Consider the following 20,848-nt stretch of genomic DNA (forward strand, 5'->3'; position numbering starts at 1 on the left):
CTGGACCGAGTGAGCCTGGAGCGAATGGGCTTTGGCCGAGCGGGGGGGTGAGCGCGAGGACCGGTGTGCGCTGCCGCGGGGGCGGGCGACGGTGACGAACAGGTTCGGCGGTGGGCGCGGCGTCGTCGTCTAGAAGACGAGGTTGACGAGCAGCACGTAGAACACCGTCCCCAGCAGGATGGACTGGGTGGCGGAGCGGCGCCACAGATGCCAGGCCGTGGTGAAAGCCACCGCGATGAGCAGGGAGGCCAGGCCGCCGGGGGCGGCCATCCGGTCGGCGGCGGTGTAGATCACGAGGATGCTCATTACGCCCACGGGCATGCCCATGCCGAGCCATGCGACGAGCTTGGATTCCCGGAAGGAGCGCAGGGCCGCGAAGGGCAGGCCGCGCAGGGCGACGGTGACGATGCAGAGCGGGAGCAGCACGCCGATGGTGGTGCCGAGGCTCACGCCCGCGGGCAGGCCATAGCTGCCGGCAGCCTCGGCGGCGTGGACAGCCTCGGCGGCCAGAACTGTGGGCTGGGGGCTCATACTTCCTGCCTTTCGTCCCCGGTGCGCCAGCGCAGCTGGAGGGCGCGGTCCAGGCCCGGGAGGTAGAAACGGGCGAGCAGCACGGCGAAGTAGAGCAGCATCGCGATCATCAGCATGTTGCCCGGGGAGACCAGCAGCGCCACCGCGGCGGTCACCACGGCCGTGAGGACCAGGGAGACGTCCCTGGTGGCGAGGAAGGACTCGATCAGCAGCACGACGAACAGCGCGGTGAGCGCGAATTCCATGCCCTCGAGTTTCCAGGGGATGGCGTCGCCGAAGAGGGCGCCGAGGACTCCCCCACCGACCCACGCGCACTGCAGGACGATCTGGATGGCGATGACCTGGCGGCCGGTGAAACGCTGATTGGGGTTGGCGCTGACGATCGCATAGGTCTCGTCCGTCAGCGCGTAGATGCCGTAGGCGCGGGCCAGCCTGCTGCGGATGACGTGCAGCGGATAGTTCAGGGCGTAGAAGACGTGCCGGAAGTTCACCAGCAGCCCGTAGAGCGCGGCCGAGAGTGGCCCCACTCCCCCGGTGACGAGACTGAGCGCCAGGAACTCCATGGAGCCGGCGTAGATCACCACGGAGAAGATCGGCGCCCAGAACCACGCGAAGCCCATCTGGGTCAGCAGGATGCCGAAGGCCAGGCCGAGCGGAACCATGCCGAGGCCCACCGGCATGGCCAGCCCGATGGCGTGGCGGATGCCGCCCTGGTCGAGGTTCCTCTCTTCGGTACGCCGCGGGTTAGCCAAGGATCTCCTCGCAGTCGACGGCGATCCACGACTTCGAGCGCTTGGGGTTATCTCCGCAGGAGGACACGACCATGACGCTGTCCCGGCGCTCCATGCGGACCCGGAAGCGCAGCCCAGAGGCGGTATCTTCCACGACGCGGACGGCGACGTCGGCGGCGGACTGCGTGGTGTCCTCGTCGCTGTTCTGCGGGGTTTCTTCCCAGGACGTCAGCGCGGCGAGGCCGACGGGCAGACCGCGGTCGTCGAGCTCGTGGGCCACGCGGAGTTCGGCGGCTTGGCTGGCGGGGTCGAGGCAGCCGCGGCCGCGGTTGCCCTGCAGCCAGAGCTCGCCGCGCTGGGCGTGCTCCACCATGCTGCGGGCCCCGCCCTCGGCCATGCGGCCGAAGGAGTAGTTGGCGGGCAACAGGAGCATGGAGGGCGCGAAGCGGTGTCCCTTGGTGTGGGAAGATTCCCAGATGATCGGGTCGATGGGGTCTACCGAGGAGTGATCGTCGAATTCGGCGTGCTTCGGGTCCACCGGTCCGGCTCCCACTCCGGCGGCGTCGGCGTGGTTCTGGGTGAGCGCGGGGTTCGCGGCGGGCTGGCTCCCCGGCATGCCTTCGTCCCCGGTTACGCCGGGCTCGTCGAAGCGCTTGCTTAGCGCGGCGGCGAGCGGGCGGCCACGGACGGCGCAGCAGCGGTCACGGCGCCCGTGGGTGCAGACCAGCAGGATGGGGTGGTCGACGCGGCGAGCACCCGGGGTATTGCCCGGGGTGCTCAGATCGAGGTCCAGGAGGGTCTCCACGCTGGGCAGGTTCATCCTCTCGAGGACGGGTTCGGTGCCGGTGGCCCAGGCGATATAGAGCACCCGGGTGTTGTTCTGGCGGCGGTCCTGGCCTTCCCGGCCGGGGCGGCGGATGAACTGGAGTTCGGCCCCGTTGTCCTTGAGGAAGGTTTTGATCTTCGCGTTCAGTTCGGCGCCGAAGGCGGTGCCGTCGAGGATGTCGTGCCCCCAGCCGGTGTAGAACTCCAGGCAGAGGATGATTTTTCCGGGTTTTGCGGTGCCAGCGAGTTGCTCTCCGGTGAAGGTGGAGCAAATGGTGGGGGCGTCGTCGAGCTGTTCGGTGGTGAACTCGTGTGGCGAGACTCCCGCGAGTGGATTTCTGCTGGTAGCCATAACTGACAAGGTACCAAATGGAAGGCCTTAGGCAGACCTAAGCGGCCGGATCGGTTGATCGCGGCCGCTGAGGGTTTCGGGGCTCACGCCCGTGAGGTGGGCGGAAGGCCCACGGGTGCTCTTAGGAGCTGAGGGAGATGCTGCCGGATGGCTTGGAAGCGCCCTTCTTCACGGTGATCTTCGGGCCGTTGTCGAAGACCTTGTAGTTGTTGACGACTGCGCCGACCTTTGCGCCACCGCCGGTGGCGAAGGTGCCTTCCTTCGAGCCAGCCTTCCAGGTGAAGTCGACGACGAGGGACTTGTGGGTGCTGACGGTACTGTCCCCCTTGAAAAGCAGGCCTTCCTTCAGGCCGACGTTGACCTGCTTGACGCCGTCGTTGGTGGTCACGCCGTACTGGCTCTGGTCGAGCTGCTTGATGCTGCTGCCGAGGAGGCCGTTTTCGAAGGTCTCGACCTTGACCAGCTGGAAGCTCTCCGGCATGCGCTCGATGAGGTCGCTGACCTTGGTCTCGCCCTTCACACCCTGGATCTTGATGCGGGTCTTGACGGTCGCGCCTGGACGCACGGTCTCAGCACCGGTGACGAGCTGCTTGTAGACGTCCACGTTCCAGGCCGGACCGCCGACGTTACCGAGCTTGTACTCCTTGCCCTGAGCTTGCTCCAGGTCCTTCGGGGCGGAGGAGCCGAGGCTGCTCAGGCTGCCCAGCGGGCTTGCGCCTGCGGCGGTGACGCCGCCCATGGCGACGGCCGTCGCTGCAGTGAGGGCAATGGTGGCCTTGCCGATTGCGTTGATCTTCTTGGTCGCCATTTCTTTGGACCCTTTCATTCTGACCCGCGCCGGCGCGCTGGCCTTTGTGTCTTTGAGGACTGGGAACTGGGTGCGCTAGGCGGTCCCGCCTGTCGCTTGCCGGGGTATCTCGTTCTCTGGAATGACCCCGGTTCGCCCCAGTGTCTGGCAGCTTACTATTTTCTTAGCTCCAGTACATTCCTTTGAAAAACTATTTCCGTTTTATTTTTCCGCCACCACCCCCCTCGCCCCACTTTCCAGCGTTAACGCAACTCAGTCGACTCTCAGTAAGTCGCCTCGATTCGCCACTTTTGGCCCTTGCATACCAGCAGGTAGGCACCCTCATCAGTGGCGATCTGTAGGCGCGCGTAGCGCTTTCCTTCGGCCCACCACTGCTCGTCCACGGGCCAGGGGCCAGCCCACCCCCGGATGGGTAGTGTTCGGTTACCCCACCGCAGCCGTTGGGGCGAGTCGCTCATCAAACCCCGGCCGGTCACGTGCACGGGCTGCTCATGATCGCCGAGCACTGCGATCGCCGCGGCCGGGTGCCCCGCGCTGGGGTTAGCGATTTCCCCCACGGTCGCGGGCAGCGGCGCGGGCAGCTCACCCCGCCATTGGGTCGTGGGCTGCGCGGAAACCTCCTCGGGCACTTCCTCTCCATAGGGCAGCGTGAGAACGCGCCCACCGATGGCGCGCCCACCCCGGTGGACGACCTGCTGCACGGCGGCCATGCCGATGAGGGCCTGTGCGCGCCCAGCAGCGGCGCGAGCTGCGCGCAGCCCCTCGTCCGCCCCGCCCCAGAGAGGTTCGGCGATAGTACCGGCGGGCACCGTTTCGACCGGGAGCAGCTCGATGGCGACCACTCCGGCGGCGGAATCCTCAAAGCCATCCTGCTCCGGCTCGCCAACCTTGGTGCGCAGCCGGGTGATCCAGCCGTCGAGCTGCCAGCGGACGCGCTGGGCGGTGTCCTCTTCCGTCAGGGGCTCGCGGCAGCGCCAGGCGCGCTCCACCACGGTGGGGCCGGTGTACTCCGCAGGTGGGTTGAGGTGAACCCGCACGGTCAGCCGGAGGCAGGCCTCCCCGCGACGGAAGAGCTCCCCGTGCAACCGGGCGGCTGCCTGGCGGGCAACGAAGGCCGCGGTTTCGGTGCTCCGAATGGGTTCCTCCACCTGATGCAGCACTTCGACGGGCTGGGTGGGGCGCTGCGGGGAGACCTCCCGACCAGGTTCGCCGCACGCCACTCGGTGCCAGTACACAGCTTCGGCACCGAAGCGCCCCGCTACGTGCTTCCGGCCCAACGCCGCGAAGTCCCGCAGACTGCGCACCCCCAGCTCCTGCAGGGTGCTGACCAGCTCAGCGGGGGCGCTCAACACAGCCTCCACCGCCAAAAACCCGATGGGCAGGGTGGGCACGAAGCTGGAGTTTCCACCGGGCGGGACGTGCACCCCACGGCGAGCCGCCCACACGGCGGGCATCAGGTCGTCGGCGGTGCCGGCCAGGCACTCCACCCCCAGCCGAGCTGCGGAGTCCAGCAGGAGCTCAACAGCCACAGCCTCCCCGCCGTAGTAATTCGCCAGCGGCCGGGTGGGCAGCGCGACGAGGCCGGGACGTAGTGTTTCCACTCCGGCAGCCACGTCCATCAGGGCGGCCACGATGTCCTCGTGGATCGTGGCCTCCTGCACCGGGTCGGCGGGCGCGTGCCGGAGTTCCGGGCAGGTCGCGAGCGCGTGACGCTGTTTCATCCCCTGGCGCACCCCCTGCGCCCGGGCAGCGGCATTGCAGGCCTGGACGCGATAGTCCGCGATCGTGGCAGCAGGCCGCAGCATATCCCAGCCGCGGGCAAGCCCCACGGCGTAGACCGGGAAATCCGGGAACCACAGGACAGTCACGCGCTCGGCCGCGGCAGCGCCCGCCTCGGCACTTCCCGCTTTCCCCCGGCCAGTCACAGCGCCACCTCGATCCGACCCCGATCGACCTGGCCACCAGCACCATCGCGGCGGCCCGTCAGTTCCGCCGTGATGCGCTGCGGCGGCTGTCCCTTTCCCCAGACGCGCCCGGCCACGCTGATAGAGCGGATACGCCCGCTCCCCCGCCCCAGCCCGTGGACGCCAGCCACCTGCACGTCGAGGTTCAGCCGCGCACCCGGCCAGGGCGCACCACAGCTGAGCAGCGCGCAGCTGCTCTTGCGCAGCCGCGCCTCTACGGGGCGAGCGAAGGTGGGCGTGACCCGCTGGACGGGGACGTAGACCACCAGATCCACCCCCTCCGCCAGGGTCGAGAGCACCGCCCCGACGTGCGGCGCGGGATCCGGCACGATGATCAGCCGGGAGAGTTCCCCGCCCGCCGCAGCGACGGCCGCCAGGGCGAGGTTCGGATACCCCACCACCGCAGCACACCCGCCGTTCGCGGTGACATGCGCAAGAATATCGACGACCGCGGCGGGGCAGTCTGCCATCGCGGTCACCGCCCCGCGCGCCAGCCCACCGCCAGCAAGCTGGCCCGCGAGCCACTCGGGCATGCCGAGCGTCCGCGCCCGCCCCACCGTCGCGGGCTCGGGCGCCACCGCGCGCAGCGGCGCGGCCGCTCGGGCAGATTCCGCCTCCTGGCCCACAACCTGAGGCTGCGCCACACTCTGCAGCCCAGCCACACCCCGTGGCTCCGCTGCGCCCTGAGGTTCCGCCATGCCCCGAGGTTCCGCCGCACGCGAACCCGTGGCCACAGTCTGCGCTGCAGCCCGCGCCGCCGCACGGTTGCTTTTGAGCTTTTCGATCGCATGGACAACATTGCTCTCGTCGATCAGCATGGGCACAGCACTCCCTCCTCTATATCGGCACCATCAGCTCGGGAAACATGCAGGCCAGCCCGCTCCCGCCGGGGTTTAAGGTTGAGTTCACAGCTCCAGCCAGGCCGACCGGATTGACGTCCTAAAAAATAGAAAACACACCAGACAAGTCGAACAGATGTTCTAATTCAGGGATTCTAGACCCACCTGGCGCGGTTCACCAACGCCCTGCTCACCGCCGAAAAAGACCGCGCAGCCGCGAGGAACTAGACTCGTCACATATGAGCAAAAAGAACCAGCCCCGCAAGAACGCCCAGCGCCCCACCCCGCAGCGCTCCCCGCGCGCTGAGCAGAATCGCGCAGCGCGGCAAAACAGCGCAGCGCGGGACAGCGCATCCCAGAACAGCGCACCGCGGAACAAGCAGGGCAGCGCCCCCAGCGAGGCGACCATCCTCGTCCGCGCCCCCGAGGGCGTGCGTGCCGCCGCGTCCCTCCTGCTCGGGCTCGGCGTGGCAGCGATGGTCATGCCGCTGGCGACGACCTGGCAGGTCCTAGTGCTGGTCATCGCCATCGGGGCGGGCTTCCTCGTGACCTTCAGCCACCCTTACCGCAAGAAGGTGCGCGCGGCCGTGGAGTCGACGGGGCGGAAGTACAAGACCTCCGTCGCGCAGATCATGCCGCTATTCCCCCTCTGGCTCGCGCTGATGATCCTGCCCGCCTTCCAGATCCACTCCTGGATCGCGGCACTGATCGTGCTCGCGCTGGCCGGGGCCTATGCGTGGATCTCCTTCCCCAGCATCGACGGCACCCGCTATCTCGCCGAGCCCGGGACCGGGCAGGTTCGGGACGACGCTTAAGCCCCCGCGTTCTGAGCCAGGTGCACGGTCCAGCTCAACGCCAGTGCCCCTGCCCTACAGTGCGGACTGCCCGCTGATCCTGGCTAGCCCACGCCCCAGCCTCCCCACGAACGCGAAAGCGCGCCGCACCTCATCGTGCGACGCGCCTTTCTGCTTGAGGAGCACTGCTAGGGAGGCGCCTCAAGCTGCTGGGATTACTCCCACTCGATGGTTCCCGGCGGCTTGCTGGTGATGTCCAGCACCACGCGGTTAACCTCCGCCACCTCGTTGGTGATGCGGGTGGAGACCTTCTCCAGCACGTCATAAGGGATGCGGGACCAGTCGGCGGTCATGGCATCCTCACTGGAGACCGGGCGCAGCACGATCGGGTGACCGTAGGTACGGCCGTCGCCTTGCACACCCACGGAGCGCACGTCCGCGAGCAGGACGACCGGGCACTGCCAGATCTCGCCGTCCAGGCCAGCGGCGCTGAGCTCCTCGCGGGCGATTTTGTCCGCCGCGCGCAGCGTCTCCAGGCGTTCCTCGTTGACCGCACCGATGATGCGGATGCCCAGGCCCGGGCCCGGGAACGGCTGACGGGCGACGATAGCCTCCGGCAGGCCGAGCTCGCGACCCACCGCGCGGACCTCGTCCTTGAACAGCTGGCGCAGCGGCTCGACCAGCTTGAACTCGACGTCGTCCGGCAGGCCACCAACGTTGTGGTGACTCTTGATGTTCGCGGTGCCGGAGCCGCCGCCGGACTCGACGACGTCCGGGTACAGGGTGCCCTGGACCAGGAAGTCCACGGTGGAGCCCTCCGGGGCGTCGGCCAGCACGCCAGCGACGGCGCGCTCGAAGGAGCGGATGAACTCCGCACCAATGGCCTTGCGCTTGGCCTCCGGGTCGGTCACGCCGTCCAGGCGCTTGAGGAAGGCCTCGCGCTCGTCCACGGTGATCAGCTTCGCGCCGGTCGCGGCGACGAAGTCGTTCTCCACCTGCTCGCGCTCCCCTGCGCGCAGCAGCCCGTGGTCCACGAACACACAGGTCAGGCGGTCGCCGATGGCGCGCTGCACGATCGCGGCGGCCACGGCGGAGTCCACGCCACCGGAGAGGCCACAGATAGCGCGACCGTCCTCGCCGATCTGCTCACGAACCTGCTCGATGAGCTCCTCGGCAATGTTGGAGGCGGTCCAGTTCTGCTCCAGGCCCGCGACCTCCGTGAGGAAGCGCTCCAGCACCTCCTGGCCGTGCGGGCTGTGCATAACCTCCGGGTGGTACTGCACGCCGGCCATGCGGCGATCCAGGCACTCGAAGGCGGCGACCGGCGCGCCGGCGGACTTCGCGGTGACGGTGAAGCCCTCCGGGGCCTGCGAAACCGCGTCGCCGTGGCTCATCCAGGCCTTGTGCGAGCCCAGACCCGCGTGCATCACGCCGCCGTCATCGAGGATCTCGACCTCGGTGCGGCCGTACTCGCGCTGCCCCGTCTCAGAGACGGTGCCGCCGAGCGCGTGCGTCATGGCCTGGAAGCCGTAGCAAATGCCAAACACCGGCACGCCCAGCTCCAGCAGCTCCGGCTGCAGGGCCGGTGCACCATCGGCGTAGACCGAGCTCGGACCACCCGACAGCACGATGGCCGCAGGGTTCTTGGCCTTGATTTCTTCAATGGTGGCGGTGTGCGGAACAACCTCGGAATAGACCCGAGCCTCACGCACACGGCGCGCGATCAACTGTGCGTACTGCGCGCCGAAATCCACCACGAGGACTGGCTGATGATTTTGGTGATTCACGCTGCTCATCCTATCGCATATACGGCTAGTCCCCCACGGGGTGGGTAACACCCGCGGGGGACTTCGCACCGCCTTAGTGCGCGAGGTCTCCCTTCGGCTCGTGATGGTGCTTCCAGTTCGGCACCGCACTATTCACCGCAAGGTCCAGGTGGCCGCCCACCGTGGTGATCTCGGCGTCGATCCCGAATACGCTCATCAGCCGCTCCGGGGTGAAGACCTCGTGCGGGGTGCCGGACTTCACGAGCGCGCCGTCCTCCAACAGCACAATCTGGTCGCAGTAGCGGGAGGCCAGCCCCAGGTCATGCATCGCGACGATCACGCACACATTGTGATCGGCCGCGAGGTGGCGCAACTGCTCCATGAGGCGGAACTGGTGGTGGATATCCAGGTGGTTCGTCGGCTCGTCCAGCACCAGCACCTTCGCGCTCTGCGAGATAGCACGGGCCAGCTGGACGCGCTGCTGCTCACCGCCAGACAGGGTGTTCCACGTGCGATCCATCAGATGGGCGACGTCCGCGTGCTCCACCGCATGCGAGATGGCGTCGTGGTCCTCGTCCGTCTGCCGGGCGAACGGCCCCTTGGAGGCCATCCGGGACAGTTCGACGACCTGCCGGACCAGCAGCTCGGAGTTCGCGTTACCGTGCTGCGCGACGAACGCGACCTGCTTGACCTTCTCGCGTCGGCTGTAGCTACGCAACGGGGCGCCGTCGATCATGACCTCACCGTCGAAGTCCACGACGTCGGCGACGGACTTCAGCAAGGTGGACTTACCGGCACCGTTCGGCCCCACCAGCGCGGTGATCGACCCCGCCTCGAAGGAGGCGTCCACGTTGGCCACCGTCGGGGTGGACTTGCGGTGGTAGGTAATGGAGACGTTCTGGATTTCGACGATGCTCATACTCGCTGCCCCCGGTTCAGGATGAAGAAGAACAGTGGCACGCCCAGCAGTGCGGTGAACACACCGACCGGGACCTCCTGCGGCTGGAACACGCTGCGGGCCAGAGCGTCGGTGAACACCAGCAGGATCGCACCGACCAAGGCAGACAGCGGGATGAGGCGCGCGTGGGAGGAGCCCACGATCATGCGCACCGCGTGGGGTACAAGCAGACCGATGAAGCCGATCGCACCGACGGCGGAGACGGTCGCCGCCGTCATGAGGGCGACCAGGATCAGCACCGAGGCGCGCACCCCGACGACGGGCACGCCCATCGACTTCGCAGTCTCGTCACCGAAGCTCATGGCGTCCAGGTAACGGGACATCATCCAGATCAGCAGGCTGGTGATGACCACGGTGATCAGCACGATCCACATCGTGTTGGCGCGGGAGGCGCCCATCGCACCCAGCAGCCAGAAGGTGATGCCGCGGACGGATTCCGCGTCGCCACGAGCAACCAGGATGAGGCTGGTGATGGCCGAGAAGAACTGGCCAACCAGCACACCGGTGAGCACCACGCGGGTGGAGACGAAGCCCGTGCCACGCAGCAGGAGCATCAGCAGACCGAAGCTCAGGAGGGCACCGATGGCCGCGCCGCCGGTCAGGCCCAGCGCGAAGCTGACGGGCATGAGCAGCAGAGCCACGACCGCGCCGGTGGAGGCACCGTAGGAGACACCCAGCAGGTACGGCTCCGCAAGATCGTTGCGGGTGATCGCCTGCAGCGAGGCACCCGCGACCGCGAGGCCCGCGCCGACGAAGATCCCCATGACGATGCGCGGAATACGCAGGTCAAAGAGGATGGATTGACGGATCAGGCTGGGCGCGGGGCGGGAATCACTGGCGAAGATGCCGAGCTTGTGGGTGATCGAGCCCCAGACCTCGTCGCGAGTCAGGGTGGCCGCGCCCATGAACAGAGCCATGTAGCACACCAGGGCCAGCAGGATCAGCCCGACGACCCACGCCACCCAGGTGGGCACGCGGCGCGCGGGTGCGAGCTTCGTGCCCTCCAGGGGGGATGCCTTCGCGCCCTTTCCGGGCTCGCGGCGAGTGTCAGTGCTCGATGCCATACCTAGTTCTTCCAGTTCTTCACGTACTCAGCGACGTCCTCGAGCGGCTCGTAGGACTGGACGGAGCCGGACAGGCCGATGCCCTTCACGATGACGTAACGCTTCTCCTTCACGGCCTTGAGGTTACGGGTTGCTGGGTCCTTCTCCAGCATCTCGATCTTCTCCTCGGCCTTGTCTCCCGGTGCGCCGCGGCCCGGCAGGTCAGCCAGGACGATGAAGTCCGGGTCCTTGTCAGCCAGGGCCTCCCAGCTGAGCTCCGGCCATGCCTCGTTAGCGTCCTCGAAGACGTTCTTCACGCCGGTGAGGTCGAAGATGTCTTGTGCGATGGAGAGCTTGCCGCCGATGTAGGGCGCGCCGTCGAAGATGGAGTACAGCAGGGCGCCGGAGAGATCCTTCGGTGCGTCCTTGACGCTCTCCGTGGCTGCGTCGACGTGCTCCTTGTGCTTCTTCTCGAGCTCGGCGGCCTTGTCCTCGGCGCCGAAGAGCTGGCCGAGCTGCTGGTAGTCCTTCAGCAGGAGGTCGAAGCCGTTCTTGCCTTCGTTGCCGTCCTTGTCACGGCACTCGACGTTGGAGTACCACGTCGCAACGCCCAGCTTTTTCCACTCTTCGCGGGTGCCGGACTGGTCGTCGGTGTAGACGGACTCGAACGGGGAGACGATGGCGTCCGGGTCCACCGTGCGGATCTGTTCGGCGGTGGCGATCTCCGGGGAGACCTCCGTGGACTTCTTCATCTCATCCTCGTAGCCCTCCAGCGGGGCGTCCTTCTGGTGGGAGTAGCCGGCGAGCTTGTCGCCGAGGCCGAAGGCGAGGACGTTGTCCGTGGTGCCCTGCTCGACGGACATGATGCGCTCGGCTGGCTTATCCAGCTGCATCGTGAAGCCGCAGTTGCTGAACTCGAAGCCCTCCCCCGAGGCGTTGTTCTGGGAGCCCTGTGCCCCGTTTTCGCCGGCATCCGAGCACGCCCCGAGGACGAGAGCCCCGGAAGCCAGAATGCTCATGAGACCAGCAGTACGGAGCTTGTGTGCGCGCTTCATATATTCCTCCAAAAGAAGTTGAATCAATCGCCCGTTGCAATAAGGCAGACAGCTCTCAACTTACCGAGTGAATATTTGATTGTCATGTTGGAAATGAAGAAAGCGGTCGAACTCACAAACAGGAGTTCGACCGCTTCATTCTTCTGAGTTTTCCGGCGCCGCGCAGCGCCATTAATCAGGCATTGATTCGCGCTGAGTTAAGCATTGCTGCGCGCTCTTTTCGTGGCTCTAGCGGACCACGATATCCACCTTCTGGAAGGCCTTGACCTCGGTGTAACCGCACTTCGCCATGGAGCGGCGCAGGCCACCCACCAGGTTCTCGTGACCCAGCGGGTCCGGGGTCGGGCCGAAGAGCAGCTGGTTCAGCGGCACGGAGGTCGGCGGCAGCAGCGCATCCACGGTGCCACGCGGCAGCTTCGGGTGTGCTGCGCTGGAAGGCCAGAACCAGTTCGGGGCGCCGGCCTCCTCCGCGGCAGCCAGGGGCGCGCCGAGGGCAACGGCATCCGCGCCGCAGGCGATGGCCTTGGCGATATCGCCGGAGCAGGAGAGCTCGGAGTCCGCGATGACGTGCACGTAGCGGCCACCGGTCTCATCCAGGTAGTCGCGGCGAGCAGCGGCAGCGTCGGCGATGGCGGTGGCCATCGGGACGTCGATGCCCAGAGACTGGTTGTTGGTCACCGGGCCTGCGCCCACAATCACGCCGGCCGCGCCGGTGCGCATCAGGTGCATGGCGGTGGTGTAGTCCACCACTCCCCCGGCGATAACCGGGACGTCCAGGGAGCCGATGAACTCCTTGAGGTTCAGCGGCTCACCGTCGGTGTCCACGTGCTCCGCGGAGATCAGGGTGCCCTGGATGACCAGCAGGTCGATACCGCCGGCGATCAGCGTCGGGGCGAGCTCGCGGGCGCGCTGCGGGGAGACACGCACACCGAAACGCACGCCCGAGTCGCGCACCTGCTGCAGGCGCTCCTGGAGCAGGTCCAGGTCCAGCGGCTGCTGGTGCAGGCGCTGCAGCACCTGGTTCGCGGCGAACTCCGGAGTCTCCAGCGCCTCGGCCGTGACGTCCTCGTCCGCGCCCTCGTTGAAGGAGCCGAAGTAACCGCGCTCCGCCGCGGAAACGATCTCGCCGAAGGCGGCGTCGAGATCCTTCGCACGGCCCCACAGGCCCTCCGCATTGATGACGGGCAACCCGCCGGCCTTGCCGAACTCGATGGCGAACTCCGGGCTGACCACGGCGTCGGTCGGGTGCGTCATGATCGGGAAGTCGAACTCATAGGCATCGATGCGCCAGGAGGTGTCCACGTCCCGGGAGGAACGCGTGCGCCGCGAAGGCACGATGTCGATCTGGTTGAGTCCGAAGACCTGGCGTGCGGAGCGACCGCGGCCGATGTCCTTGTATTCCTGCATGTTGGTCCTTATTTCGTGGGCCAGCGGGGTGCGCTGCGGTGGTGTGGGCGGCGCACCCCGCTGGTCAGGGGTGGGAGGCTTATCTCTAGAACGAGGCTAACCGGTAGCGGCCGGCTCCGGCGGTGTGCGCGAAGCCGGCCGATGGGGTTTAGCGGTTCGGGTCGTAGTTCGGTGCGGTGGCGATGCCCTGCACGTCGTGCGGGTGGGACTCGCGCAGGCCAGCGGAGGTGATGCGCACGAAGCGAGCGTTGTTCAGCTCCTCGATCGTGGCGGCACCCGTGTAGCCCATGGCGGCGCGCAGGCCACCGACCTGCTGGTGGAGGATCTGGTCCAGGTGCCCGCGGAACGGCACGCGACCCTCGATGCCCTCCGGCACCAGCTTCTCCTCAGACTTCACATCGGCCTGGAAGTAGCGGTCCTTGGAGTAGGAACGCTTCTCGCCGGTCAGGCCACGGCCCTGCATCGCGCCCAGGGAACCCATGCCGCGGTAGCGCTTGTACTGCTTGCCACCAACGGTGACGACCTCGCCCGGGGTCTCGGCGCAACCCGCCAGCATGGAGCCCAGCATCACGGTGGATGCGCCAGCTGCCAGGGCCTTGGCGATGTCACCGGAGTACTGCATGCCGCCGTCCGCGATGATCGGGACGCCAGCGGCGCGGGCTGGGACGGCTGCCTCCATGATCGCGGTGATCTGTGGGGCACCGACACCAGCGACGACGCGGGTGGTGCAGATGGAGCCCGGGCCGATACCGACCTTGATGCCGTCGGCACCGGCGTCGATCATCGCCTGCGCGGCCTCGCGGGTCGCGAGGTTGCCGCCGATGACGTCCACGCGGTCGCCGAACTCCTTCTTCACGCGGGAGACCATGTCCAGCACGCCGCGGTTGTGGGCGTGCGCGGTGTCGACAACGAGGGCGTCCACCCCAGCGTCGACGAGGGCGGTGGCGCGCTTCCAGGCGTCCTCACCGGTACCGATACCAGCGGCGACGAGGAGACGGCCGGAGGAATCCTTCGCAGCGTTCGGGTACTGCTCGCGCTTCGCGAAGTCCTTGACGGTGATCAGGCCGGTCAGCTTGCCCGCACCATCGACGATCGGCAGCTTCTCGACCTTGTTCTCCGACAGCAGGCGCAGCGCGGCGTCGGCGGAGACACCCTGCTCGGCAACGACGAGCGGCATCGGCGTCATGACCTCGCGGACGGGGCGGTTGACGTCGCGCTCGAAGCGCATGTCGCGGTTGGTAATGATGCCCAGGAGGGTCTGATCCTCGTCGACGACCGGCAGGCCGGAGATGCGGAAACGACCGCAGATCTCGTCGACCTCCTCGATCGTCATATCCGGGCTCGCGGTGACCGGGTTGGTGACCATGCCGGCCTCGGAGCGCTTGACGATCTCGACCTGCTCGGCCTGCGCCTCGACGGAGAGGTTGCGGTGCAGCACACCGATGCCGCCCTGGCGAGCCATGGCGATGGCCATGCGGCCCTCGGTGACGGTATCCATCGCGGCGGAGGCGATAGGGACGTTCAGCTTGATGTTGCGCGAGAACTGAGTCGCGGTGTCCACGGCGGAAGGAATGACCTCGGACGCATCCGGGATCAGGAGGACGTCGTCGAAAGTGAGCCCGGTGAGAGCGACCTTGTTCGGATCGTCGCCCCCGGTCTCCACGCGCTGGGCTGCCTGAGAGTTGTTAGTGGACTGTGGGTTTGCCATAAGGCCTGATCCTTCCATCGCATTGTCAGCGCACGATCCGCACTGGCGAAGGTCTTCCGCTTTCCCCGCGAGACACGCACCTGCCTGCGGGTTGTGCCGGAATCGCTAGCGCAGCTTCGGTTACGAGCTTTTATTAGCCCTTACTTTAGCGCTAAACGTCTGCAATGTGTTTTCCGGGTTGGCTTGCGGGTACGGTGGGTTTCGTGAGCTTTAGTAACTATCAGATGCCGCCGGATCCCTTCGCGGATGATCCGAACGATCCGGCGTCCCTTTTGGGGCCCATCGAGGGCGATGATGTCATGGAGCCGATCGACGCGGCTGAGGAAGCCGCGCTGCGTGAAGACCTCGCGAATGTGCGGGTCTTCCGGGAGCTGCTGGAGCCGCACGGCGTGCGGGGCGTGGCGATGCTCTGCGAGGACTGCGATGAGCAGCACTACTACGACTGGGGGATCATCGAGTCGAATATCGTCTCCATGCTGAACCACCAGCACCTGCCGGTGCATGAGCCTTCGGCTGCACCCTCCCCGCAGGATTATGTGACCTGGGATTACTGCCTGGGTTATGCGGATGCGATGGATTTCGCCAACGAGCAGCTGCGCGCCCGCTTCCCCTGGACCGGCCGGCTGTAGCTTTTAAAGCCCCAGGCATGACCAGCCCCCGTTTTGGGCTGTGCTGTGCCACAATTCGCACGTTTCCTGACACACCACGGCCCAAAACCGCACTTCCACTTCGCCCCTCCCCAGCGCCCGGCCGGCGCAACGCCCGGCCCCAGTGCTCAGTTGGCCCACCGCACCCCAGGCATGGCCAGCCCCCACTGCCCCGAAAGCCCCGACCTTTCCTGTCGGGGCTTTCGCTCTGCACGGAGCCCGGGCCGGCGCCCCAACCCACTGGCCCCAGCACCCCATCCCTTCTGCTCTTTTATGTTTTGCAGAGTTTAATGCCGGTTTTCCACGATTTTCCGGCATCAAACTCTGCAAAACGGGGCGAGGTGGCCCCACGCGCCCGAGGCGGAAGCAATACCCAAAGCGAAACCCCCGGGACAGTTCACGATGAACTAGTCCCGGGGGCTACGCGCTCCCAGAATGCGTTCCAGAGCACTCCAAGGTTGCGCAGGGCGCGCCACCCAAGAGCATCCCCAGGGCGCGTTTCTAGCGCCACCCCAGAGCGCCCAGAGCACCCAAGAGCGCCCTACCTGCTAGTGCTGGTGACCACCAGCTGCAGGCTCAGCCTTCTCTGGCTTATCAACCACAGCGGTCTCGGTGGTCAGCACCATGCGCGCCACCGAGGTGGCGTTCACGACGGCGCTGTGCGTGACCTTCACTGGGTCGATGATGCCCTGCTCCAGCAGGTTGCCGTACTCGAGGGTCGCAGCGTTGAAGCCGGAGCCATTCTCCTGCTCCGCGGTCTTGGAGACCACCACTGCCCCATCGAGGCCAGCGTTCTCAGCGATCCAGAACGCCGGGCGGCGCAGCGCCTTAGCCAGGGTCTTCATGCCCACGGCCTCGTCGCCGGCCTCAGCAGCAGCCAGCTTGTCGATCTCCTCAGCGATCTGCACGAGCACGGAACCGCCACCGGCGATCACGCCCTCCTGCGCCGCGGCACGTGCCGCGTTGATCGCATCCTCGACGCGCAGCTTGCGCTCGTTGACCTCGGTCTCGGTCGCGCCACCGACGCGCAGCACAGCCACGCCGCCGGAGAGCTTCGCGAGGCGCTCCTCGAGCTTCTCGCGGTCCCAGTTCGAGTCGGTGTTCTCGATGTCCCGACGCAGCTGGGTGCGGCGCTCAGCCACAGCGTCCTGCGAACCGCCGCCGTCGACGATGACGGTCTCGTCCTTCGTGACGGTGATACGGCGCGCGGTGCCCATGTCGTCCAGGGTGACGGCGGACAGCTTCCCGCCGAGCTCCTTGTCGACGACGGTGGCGCCGGTGACGATGGCCAGGTCATCCATGAATGCCTTGCGGCGGTCGCCGAAGTACGGAGACTTCACGCCCACGACCTTCAGGGACTTGCGGATGGAGTTAACCACCAGCATCTGCAGGGGCTCGCCCTCGATATCCTCGGCGATGATCAGTACTTCCTTGCCGGACTGGGCGATCTGCTCCAGGACTGGCAGGAAGTCCGGCAGGCTGGAGATCTTCTCGCGGACCAGCAGGACCAGCGGGTTCTCCAGGACGGCCTGACCGGAGTCAGTGTCGGTGACGAAGTACGGGGACAGGAAGCCCTTGTCGAAGGACAGGCCTTCGGTGACGGTGGCTTCGTCCTCGAGGGACTGGGACTCCTCGACGGTGACCACGCCGTCGCGTCCGACCTTCTCGAAGGCGTCGGAGACCATCGTGCCGATGGATTCGTCGCGGGAGGAGACGGTGGCGACGTTGGCGATCGCAGCGGCGTCGGAAACTTCCTGTGCGCGCTCCTTCAGCAGCTCCACGACCTTCTCGGAGGCGGTGGCGATGCCGCGGTTCAGCGCGATCGGGTTGGCGCCGGCAGCGACGTTGCGCAGGCCCTCGTTGATGAGCGCCTGGGCCAGCAGGGTGGCGGTGGTGGTGCCGTCACCTGCGATGTCGTTGGTCTTGATGGCGACGGACTTCACCAGCTGCGCACCGAGGTCCTCGAAGGGGTCTTCGAGGTCGATGTCGCGGGCGATGGTCACGCCGTCGTTGGTGACCAGTGGGCCACCGAAGGCACGGTCCAGCACGACGTTGCGGCCGCGCGGGCCGAGCGTCACCTTCACCGCGTCAGCGAGCGTGTCGACACCCTTTTGGAGGCCCTGGCGGGCTTCTTGATCAAATGCGATGAGTTTGGACATGCGTTACCCGCTTACTTTTCGATGACGGCGAGGATGTCGCGCTGGTTGAGCAGCAGGTACTCCTGGCCCTCGTACTTCAGCTCGGTGCCGCCGAACTTGGAGAAGATGACGGTGTCGCCTTCCTTGACGTCCATCGGGATGCGGTCGTCATCGTCTGCCCAACGGCCCGGGCCGACTGCGACGACGGTTGCTTCCTGCGGCTTCTCCTGTGCGGAATCTGGGATCACCAGGCCGGATGCAGTGGTGGTCTCTGCTTCGACGATCTGGACCAGAACGCGGTCCTCGAGCGGCTTGATGTTGACGTTAGCCACGTTGAATACCTCCGTGTATTCCTCAAGGTTTTCTTTGTGCCCCGTTCTTTGGGGCTGGGTTCTTTTGTGCCGGTTTGTTTTCCGTGCACAGCCGTCGTCGCGGGTGAACAACTGTGTGTCAAACAACCTGACTAGCACTCTACCCACCCAAGTGCTAACCCTCAACAGTGCCGGTTGAGTCGGGCTTACTCAGGCTTGTTCAGCCCCGCCCTGACTTGCCGCCGCGGTCGCGCGTCGACAGACGGCGCGCCCCTCCAGTTCCCGTCCATTGTCCCCCTCCCTTTTTGTTTTAACGACGACGCCCCCACCACCGCTGGTGCGTATCTTCCGCCTAGTCGGTGAGGATCGGAACCTCGACCTCAAGTGCCGGATCGGTGCCGACGGACATCGCGGTTGGCTGAGCGCCTTCGCTGATGAGTTGCGCGGCCAGGGCGGCGATCATCACGCCGTTATCGGTGCACAGCGGCAGCGGCGGGATGCGAAGCTCCACCCCGGCGTCGCGGCAGCGGTCGGCGGCCAGCCCGCGCAGCCGGGAGTTCGCGGAGACTCCGCCGCCGAGCAGCAGCACCTTCGCACCCGTGTCCTCGCAGGCGCGCAGAGCCTTGGCGGTGAGCACGTCGGCCACGGCCTCCTGGAAGGAAGCGCAGACATCCTCCACGGGGATGGCGTTCTCCCCCACCTGCCCGGCGGCCTCGGCGCGCTCGACGAAGCGCGCGACGGAGGTCTTCAGGCCGGAGAAGGAGAAGTCGTAGCGGGAGTCCTGCGGACGCATCATGCCGCGCGGGAAGGCGATGGCCTTGCGGTTGCCCTGGCGGGCCAAGCGGTCGATGACGGGCCCGCCCGGGTAGCCGAGCCCGAGGAGGCGGGAGACCTTGTCATAGGCCTCGCCGGCGGCGTCGTCGAGGGTGCTGCCGAGTTCCGTCATAGGTTTGCCCACGCCGTCGACCTGCAGGATCTGGGTGTGCCCGCCGCTGACGAGCAGCGCGATGGCATTCTTCAGTGGCTCGCGGCCCTCCTCTGTGAGCGCCTCGACGGCGACGTGCCCGCCCAGGTGGTTCACGGCGTAGAACGGCACCTCCCAGGCAGCGGCGTAGGCCTTGGCTGCGGCGGCACCAACCATGAGCGCACCGGCGAGCCCCGGCCCGATGGTCACGGCGACGGCGTCCGGGCGCTGGCCGATGCGGGTCTGCTTCTGCAGGCTGCGCATCGCCGCCCGCATGGTGGGCTGCATGGCTTCCAGGTGGGCGCGGCTGGCGATCTCCGGGACCACGCCGCCGAAGCGGGCGTGCTGTTCCATGGAGCTCGCGACCTGGTTGACAAGCTCCTCGACGACCGGGGCGCTGCCCGTTTCCTCCTGCTCAGCGGCAGGCGCGCTCATGCGGACGACGCCGACGCCAGTCTCGTCACAGGAGCTTTCGATACCCATGACGAGCATGGACTCTGCAGCATCGGTAGCGCTCCCCGGCGCGAAGACGTCCTGGGCGGCGGCGTCCCGAGCACCCGTATCCTGGGCCCCCTCTTCCGCCTGGCTCGGGCGCTTCTCGTCCGGCCGGAACATGGTGAGGGCATCGGCACCGGAGGGCTGGTAGTAGCCCTTGCGCCGGCCGGTGACCTCGAAGCCGTAGCTTTCGTAGAGCCCCACGGCCGGGGCATTGCCATCCCGGACCTCCAGGTACACCGGCCCGCCGATGACCTGCAGAGGCTCGAAGAGCTTGTCCATCAGCAGCCTGGAGTATCCCTTGCCTTGCTGCTCCGGGGACAGCGCGACGGTGTGGATCTCCCACTCCGGGTCCGCGGTCGGCCCGTTGAGCGCGATGCCTGCATAGCCCTGCAGCTGACCGGCCACCCGCAGGGCGACGTAGTAGTTGCGGGGGTTGGCGAGCTCAGCGCGGAAGGCCTCCAGGGACCACGGGGATTCCTCGCTGAACAGCTCCTGCTCGATCCGCGCCATCGCCGCCAGGTCAGCCAGGGAGGCACTGTCCAGGGTCAGCAGCTCCGCTGTGGGTTCGGCATTCGCGGGTTCGGCGTTTGCAGGTTCGGCATTCGCGGGTTGGGCGGCGCCACCAGCGGGTTCGGCCTGCGCCCCCTCCAGCGTGGCCTCCGCTTCCCGCTGCTCGGCCTCCAGCCGATCGAAAGCCGCCACGTCCTCGGCGGCCGCGGCGAAGTTCACCGCGGCCGTGCGCTCCTTGCGTTTCGGCTCCGCGGCATCCGGCCGACGCAAATACTGCGCCACCAGCGGGCGGCGCAGCCGCTCCACGAAGTGCCCCTCCCCCTCGAGCCACCACAGCTGATCCGCGCCCGCCAGCGCCAGCCCCTCGGGCGTGGGGTACGCATCCTCCGTGATGATGCGCCAGGCCTCGGTCGCAGCCTTCTCATCCCCCTCAAGCTTCTCGATCGCACGCGCTACCTCGGCAGTCAGCGCCACCGCGATGGGCTTGGAGCCGTGCTCGGCCAGCACATCCGCGGGCTTGCCCACGGCCGGCCCGGCGATCAGCCGACCCGCCTCGGTGGCGGTGGCGGAGTACCACTCGCGCCTCCTGGCGTCGGAAAGAACGAGACATTCCTGGTGACCAGCCGCAACGCTGGCGGCGGTGGCGGACAGCGAATCCACCCCGAACACCGGAACACCGATCGCGTCCGCAAACGCCGCCCCCGTCGCCATCCCGACGCGCAGCCCCGTAAACGGCCCCGGACCCGTGCCGACGACCACCGCTTCAACGTCCCGCGGCCGCAGCCCCGCCTCCGCGAGGGACTCCTGAATATGCGGAACGAGCAGCTCCATGTGGCCGCGCGGGTTGCGCTGCACCCGCTGCGAGAGCGTGGTCGCGGAGTACTCAAACGTGCCCCAACTGCCCGCCCGACGGTTGACCTCAACGAGGCCAGAAACAACGTAGGACGTGGCGGTATCAATCGTGAGCACGAGCATGGGGGTTAGTGTACTACCCCGCGC

17 protein-coding genes are annotated in these 20,848 nt (G+C 67.1%); 2 read left to right on the forward strand and 15 right to left on the reverse strand.

Annotated features, from left to right (window positions below; translation table 11 throughout):
- Positions 1 to 129: 129 nt before the first annotated feature.
- The 6 genes from QP140_RS03265 to QP140_RS03290 form a co-directional block, all read right to left on the reverse strand.
- Complete coding sequence (locus tag QP140_RS03265) at positions 130 to 531, reverse strand: branched-chain amino acid transporter permease (protein WP_070758361.1); 402 nt, start codon at positions 529 to 531, stop codon at positions 130 to 132.
- Complete coding sequence (locus QP140_RS03270; RefSeq protein ID WP_442874994.1) at positions 528 to 1,283, reverse strand: AzlC family ABC transporter permease; 756 nt, start codon at positions 1,281 to 1,283, stop codon at positions 528 to 530. The genes QP140_RS03265 and QP140_RS03270 overlap by 4 nt, the downstream gene beginning before the upstream one ends.
- Positions 1,276 to 2,439: a sucrase ferredoxin gene (locus tag QP140_RS03275; RefSeq protein ID WP_284758107.1), complete on the reverse strand. Its 1,164-nt coding sequence runs from the start codon at positions 2,437 to 2,439 to the stop codon at positions 1,276 to 1,278. The genes QP140_RS03270 and QP140_RS03275 overlap by 8 nt, the downstream gene beginning before the upstream one ends.
- 121 nt (positions 2,440 to 2,560) lie before the next feature.
- Positions 2,561 to 3,247 (reverse strand): hypothetical protein, encoded by a 687-nt coding sequence (locus tag QP140_RS03280; RefSeq protein WP_284758109.1) that lies wholly within the window; start codon positions 3,245 to 3,247, stop codon positions 2,561 to 2,563.
- A 263-nt stretch (positions 3,248 to 3,510) separates the two neighbouring features.
- Complete coding sequence (locus QP140_RS03285) at positions 3,511 to 5,172, reverse strand: Y-family DNA polymerase (RefSeq protein WP_284758110.1); 1,662 nt, start codon at positions 5,170 to 5,172, stop codon at positions 3,511 to 3,513.
- Positions 5,169 to 6,029: a hypothetical protein gene (locus QP140_RS03290; protein ID WP_284758165.1), complete on the reverse strand. Its 861-nt coding sequence runs from the start codon at positions 6,027 to 6,029 to the stop codon at positions 5,169 to 5,171. The genes QP140_RS03285 and QP140_RS03290 overlap by 4 nt, the downstream gene beginning before the upstream one ends.
- A gap of 260 nt (positions 6,030 to 6,289) precedes the next feature.
- Here QP140_RS03290 and QP140_RS03295 point away from each other — a divergent pair, with 260 nt between their 5' ends.
- Positions 6,290 to 6,865: a hypothetical protein gene (locus QP140_RS03295; protein WP_284758112.1), complete on the forward strand. Its 576-nt coding sequence runs from the start codon at positions 6,290 to 6,292 to the stop codon at positions 6,863 to 6,865.
- Between the two features lie 194 nt (positions 6,866 to 7,059).
- Here the strand turns inward: QP140_RS03295 and guaA are convergent, their stop codons facing one another.
- From guaA to guaB, 6 genes are all read right to left on the reverse strand, one after another.
- Positions 7,060 to 8,631: a glutamine-hydrolyzing GMP synthase gene (guaA, locus tag QP140_RS03300; RefSeq protein WP_284758114.1), complete on the reverse strand. Its 1,572-nt coding sequence runs from the start codon at positions 8,629 to 8,631 to the stop codon at positions 7,060 to 7,062.
- A 73-nt stretch (positions 8,632 to 8,704) separates the two neighbouring features.
- A complete protein-coding gene (locus QP140_RS03305; RefSeq protein ID WP_284758116.1) occupies positions 8,705 to 9,529 on the reverse strand; it encodes an ABC transporter ATP-binding protein in 825 nt (274 codons plus the stop codon).
- Entirely contained in the window at positions 9,526 to 10,632 is a 1,107-nt protein-coding gene (locus tag QP140_RS03310) for a FecCD family ABC transporter permease (protein WP_284758118.1), read from the reverse strand. Before QP140_RS03310 ends, QP140_RS03305 begins: the two co-directional genes overlap by 4 nt.
- Positions 10,633 to 10,634: 2 nt before the next feature.
- Positions 10,635 to 11,666, reverse strand: a complete 1,032-nt coding sequence (locus QP140_RS03315; protein WP_284758120.1) for an ABC transporter substrate-binding protein — start codon at positions 11,664 to 11,666, stop codon at positions 10,635 to 10,637.
- Positions 11,667 to 11,894: 228 nt separating this feature from the next.
- Positions 11,895 to 13,073, reverse strand: coding sequence for a GuaB3 family IMP dehydrogenase-related protein (locus QP140_RS03320; RefSeq protein WP_284758122.1), 1,179 nt, complete (start codon positions 13,071 to 13,073; stop codon positions 11,895 to 11,897).
- A 148-nt stretch (positions 13,074 to 13,221) separates the two neighbouring features.
- Positions 13,222 to 14,781 carry an IMP dehydrogenase gene (gene guaB / locus QP140_RS03325; protein ID WP_070758344.1) on the reverse strand — a complete coding sequence of 520 codons (1,560 nt, stop codon included), beginning with the start codon at positions 14,779 to 14,781 and terminating at the stop codon, positions 13,222 to 13,224.
- A gap of 224 nt (positions 14,782 to 15,005) precedes the next feature.
- Here guaB and QP140_RS03330 point away from each other — a divergent pair, with 224 nt between their 5' ends.
- Positions 15,006 to 15,410 carry a DUF5319 domain-containing protein gene (locus QP140_RS03330; protein ID WP_070758343.1) on the forward strand — a complete coding sequence of 135 codons (405 nt, stop codon included), beginning with the start codon at positions 15,006 to 15,008 and terminating at the stop codon, positions 15,408 to 15,410.
- Between the two features lie 566 nt (positions 15,411 to 15,976).
- On the opposite strand, the gene groL is transcribed toward QP140_RS03330, so the two are convergent.
- From groL to tsaD, 3 genes are all read right to left on the reverse strand, one after another.
- A complete protein-coding gene (gene groL, locus QP140_RS03335) occupies positions 15,977 to 17,587 on the reverse strand; it encodes a chaperonin GroEL (RefSeq protein WP_284758125.1) in 1,611 nt (536 codons plus the stop codon).
- Positions 17,588 to 17,598: 11 nt separating this feature from the next.
- Positions 17,599 to 17,898, reverse strand: coding sequence for a co-chaperone GroES (gene groES, locus QP140_RS03340; RefSeq protein WP_041628457.1), 300 nt, complete (start codon positions 17,896 to 17,898; stop codon positions 17,599 to 17,601).
- Between the two features lie 331 nt (positions 17,899 to 18,229).
- A complete protein-coding gene (gene tsaD / locus QP140_RS03345) occupies positions 18,230 to 20,824 on the reverse strand; it encodes a tRNA (adenosine(37)-N6)-threonylcarbamoyltransferase complex transferase subunit TsaD (RefSeq protein WP_284758129.1) in 2,595 nt (864 codons plus the stop codon).
- Between the last annotated feature and the right edge of the window lie 24 nt (positions 20,825 to 20,848).

Source organism: Corynebacterium sp. UMB9976, assembly GCF_030212265.1.
GTDB lineage: Bacteria > Actinomycetota > Actinomycetes > Mycobacteriales > Mycobacteriaceae > Corynebacterium.

Excerpts from the sequence above, each read along its gene's own strand:
- QP140_RS03315 (WP_284758120.1), bottom strand. The coding sequence starts at position 11,666 with ATGAAGCGCGCACACAAGCTCCGTACTGCTGGTCTCATGAGCATTCTG.
- QP140_RS03290 (WP_284758165.1), bottom strand. The coding sequence starts at position 6,029 with ATGCTGATCGACGAGAGCAATGTTGTCCATGCGATCGAAAAGCTCAAA.
- QP140_RS03280 (WP_284758109.1), bottom strand. The coding sequence starts at position 3,247 with ATGGCGACCAAGAAGATCAACGCAATCGGCAAGGCCACCATTGCCCTC.
- QP140_RS03310 (WP_284758118.1), bottom strand. The coding sequence starts at position 10,632 with ATGGCATCGAGCACTGACACTCGCCGCGAGCCCGGAAAGGGCGCGAAG.
- QP140_RS03295 (WP_284758112.1), top strand. The coding sequence starts at position 6,290 with ATGAGCAAAAAGAACCAGCCCCGCAAGAACGCCCAGCGCCCCACCCCG.
- groL (WP_284758125.1), bottom strand. The coding sequence starts at position 17,587 with ATGTCCAAACTCATCGCATTTGATCAAGAAGCCCGCCAGGGCCTCCAA.
- tsaD (WP_284758129.1), bottom strand. The coding sequence starts at position 20,824 with ATGCTCGTGCTCACGATTGATACCGCCACGTCCTACGTTGTTTCTGGC.
- QP140_RS03320 (WP_284758122.1), bottom strand. The coding sequence starts at position 13,073 with ATGCAGGAATACAAGGACATCGGCCGCGGTCGCTCCGCACGCCAGGTC.
- QP140_RS03330 (WP_070758343.1), top strand. The coding sequence starts at position 15,006 with ATGCCGCCGGATCCCTTCGCGGATGATCCGAACGATCCGGCGTCCCTT.
- QP140_RS03305 (WP_284758116.1), bottom strand. The coding sequence starts at position 9,529 with ATGAGCATCGTCGAAATCCAGAACGTCTCCATTACCTACCACCGCAAG.
- QP140_RS03275 (WP_284758107.1), bottom strand. The coding sequence starts at position 2,439 with ATGGCTACCAGCAGAAATCCACTCGCGGGAGTCTCGCCACACGAGTTC.
- QP140_RS03265 (WP_070758361.1), bottom strand. The coding sequence starts at position 531 with ATGAGCCCCCAGCCCACAGTTCTGGCCGCCGAGGCTGTCCACGCCGCC.
- guaB (WP_070758344.1), bottom strand. The coding sequence starts at position 14,781 with ATGGCAAACCCACAGTCCACTAACAACTCTCAGGCAGCCCAGCGCGTG.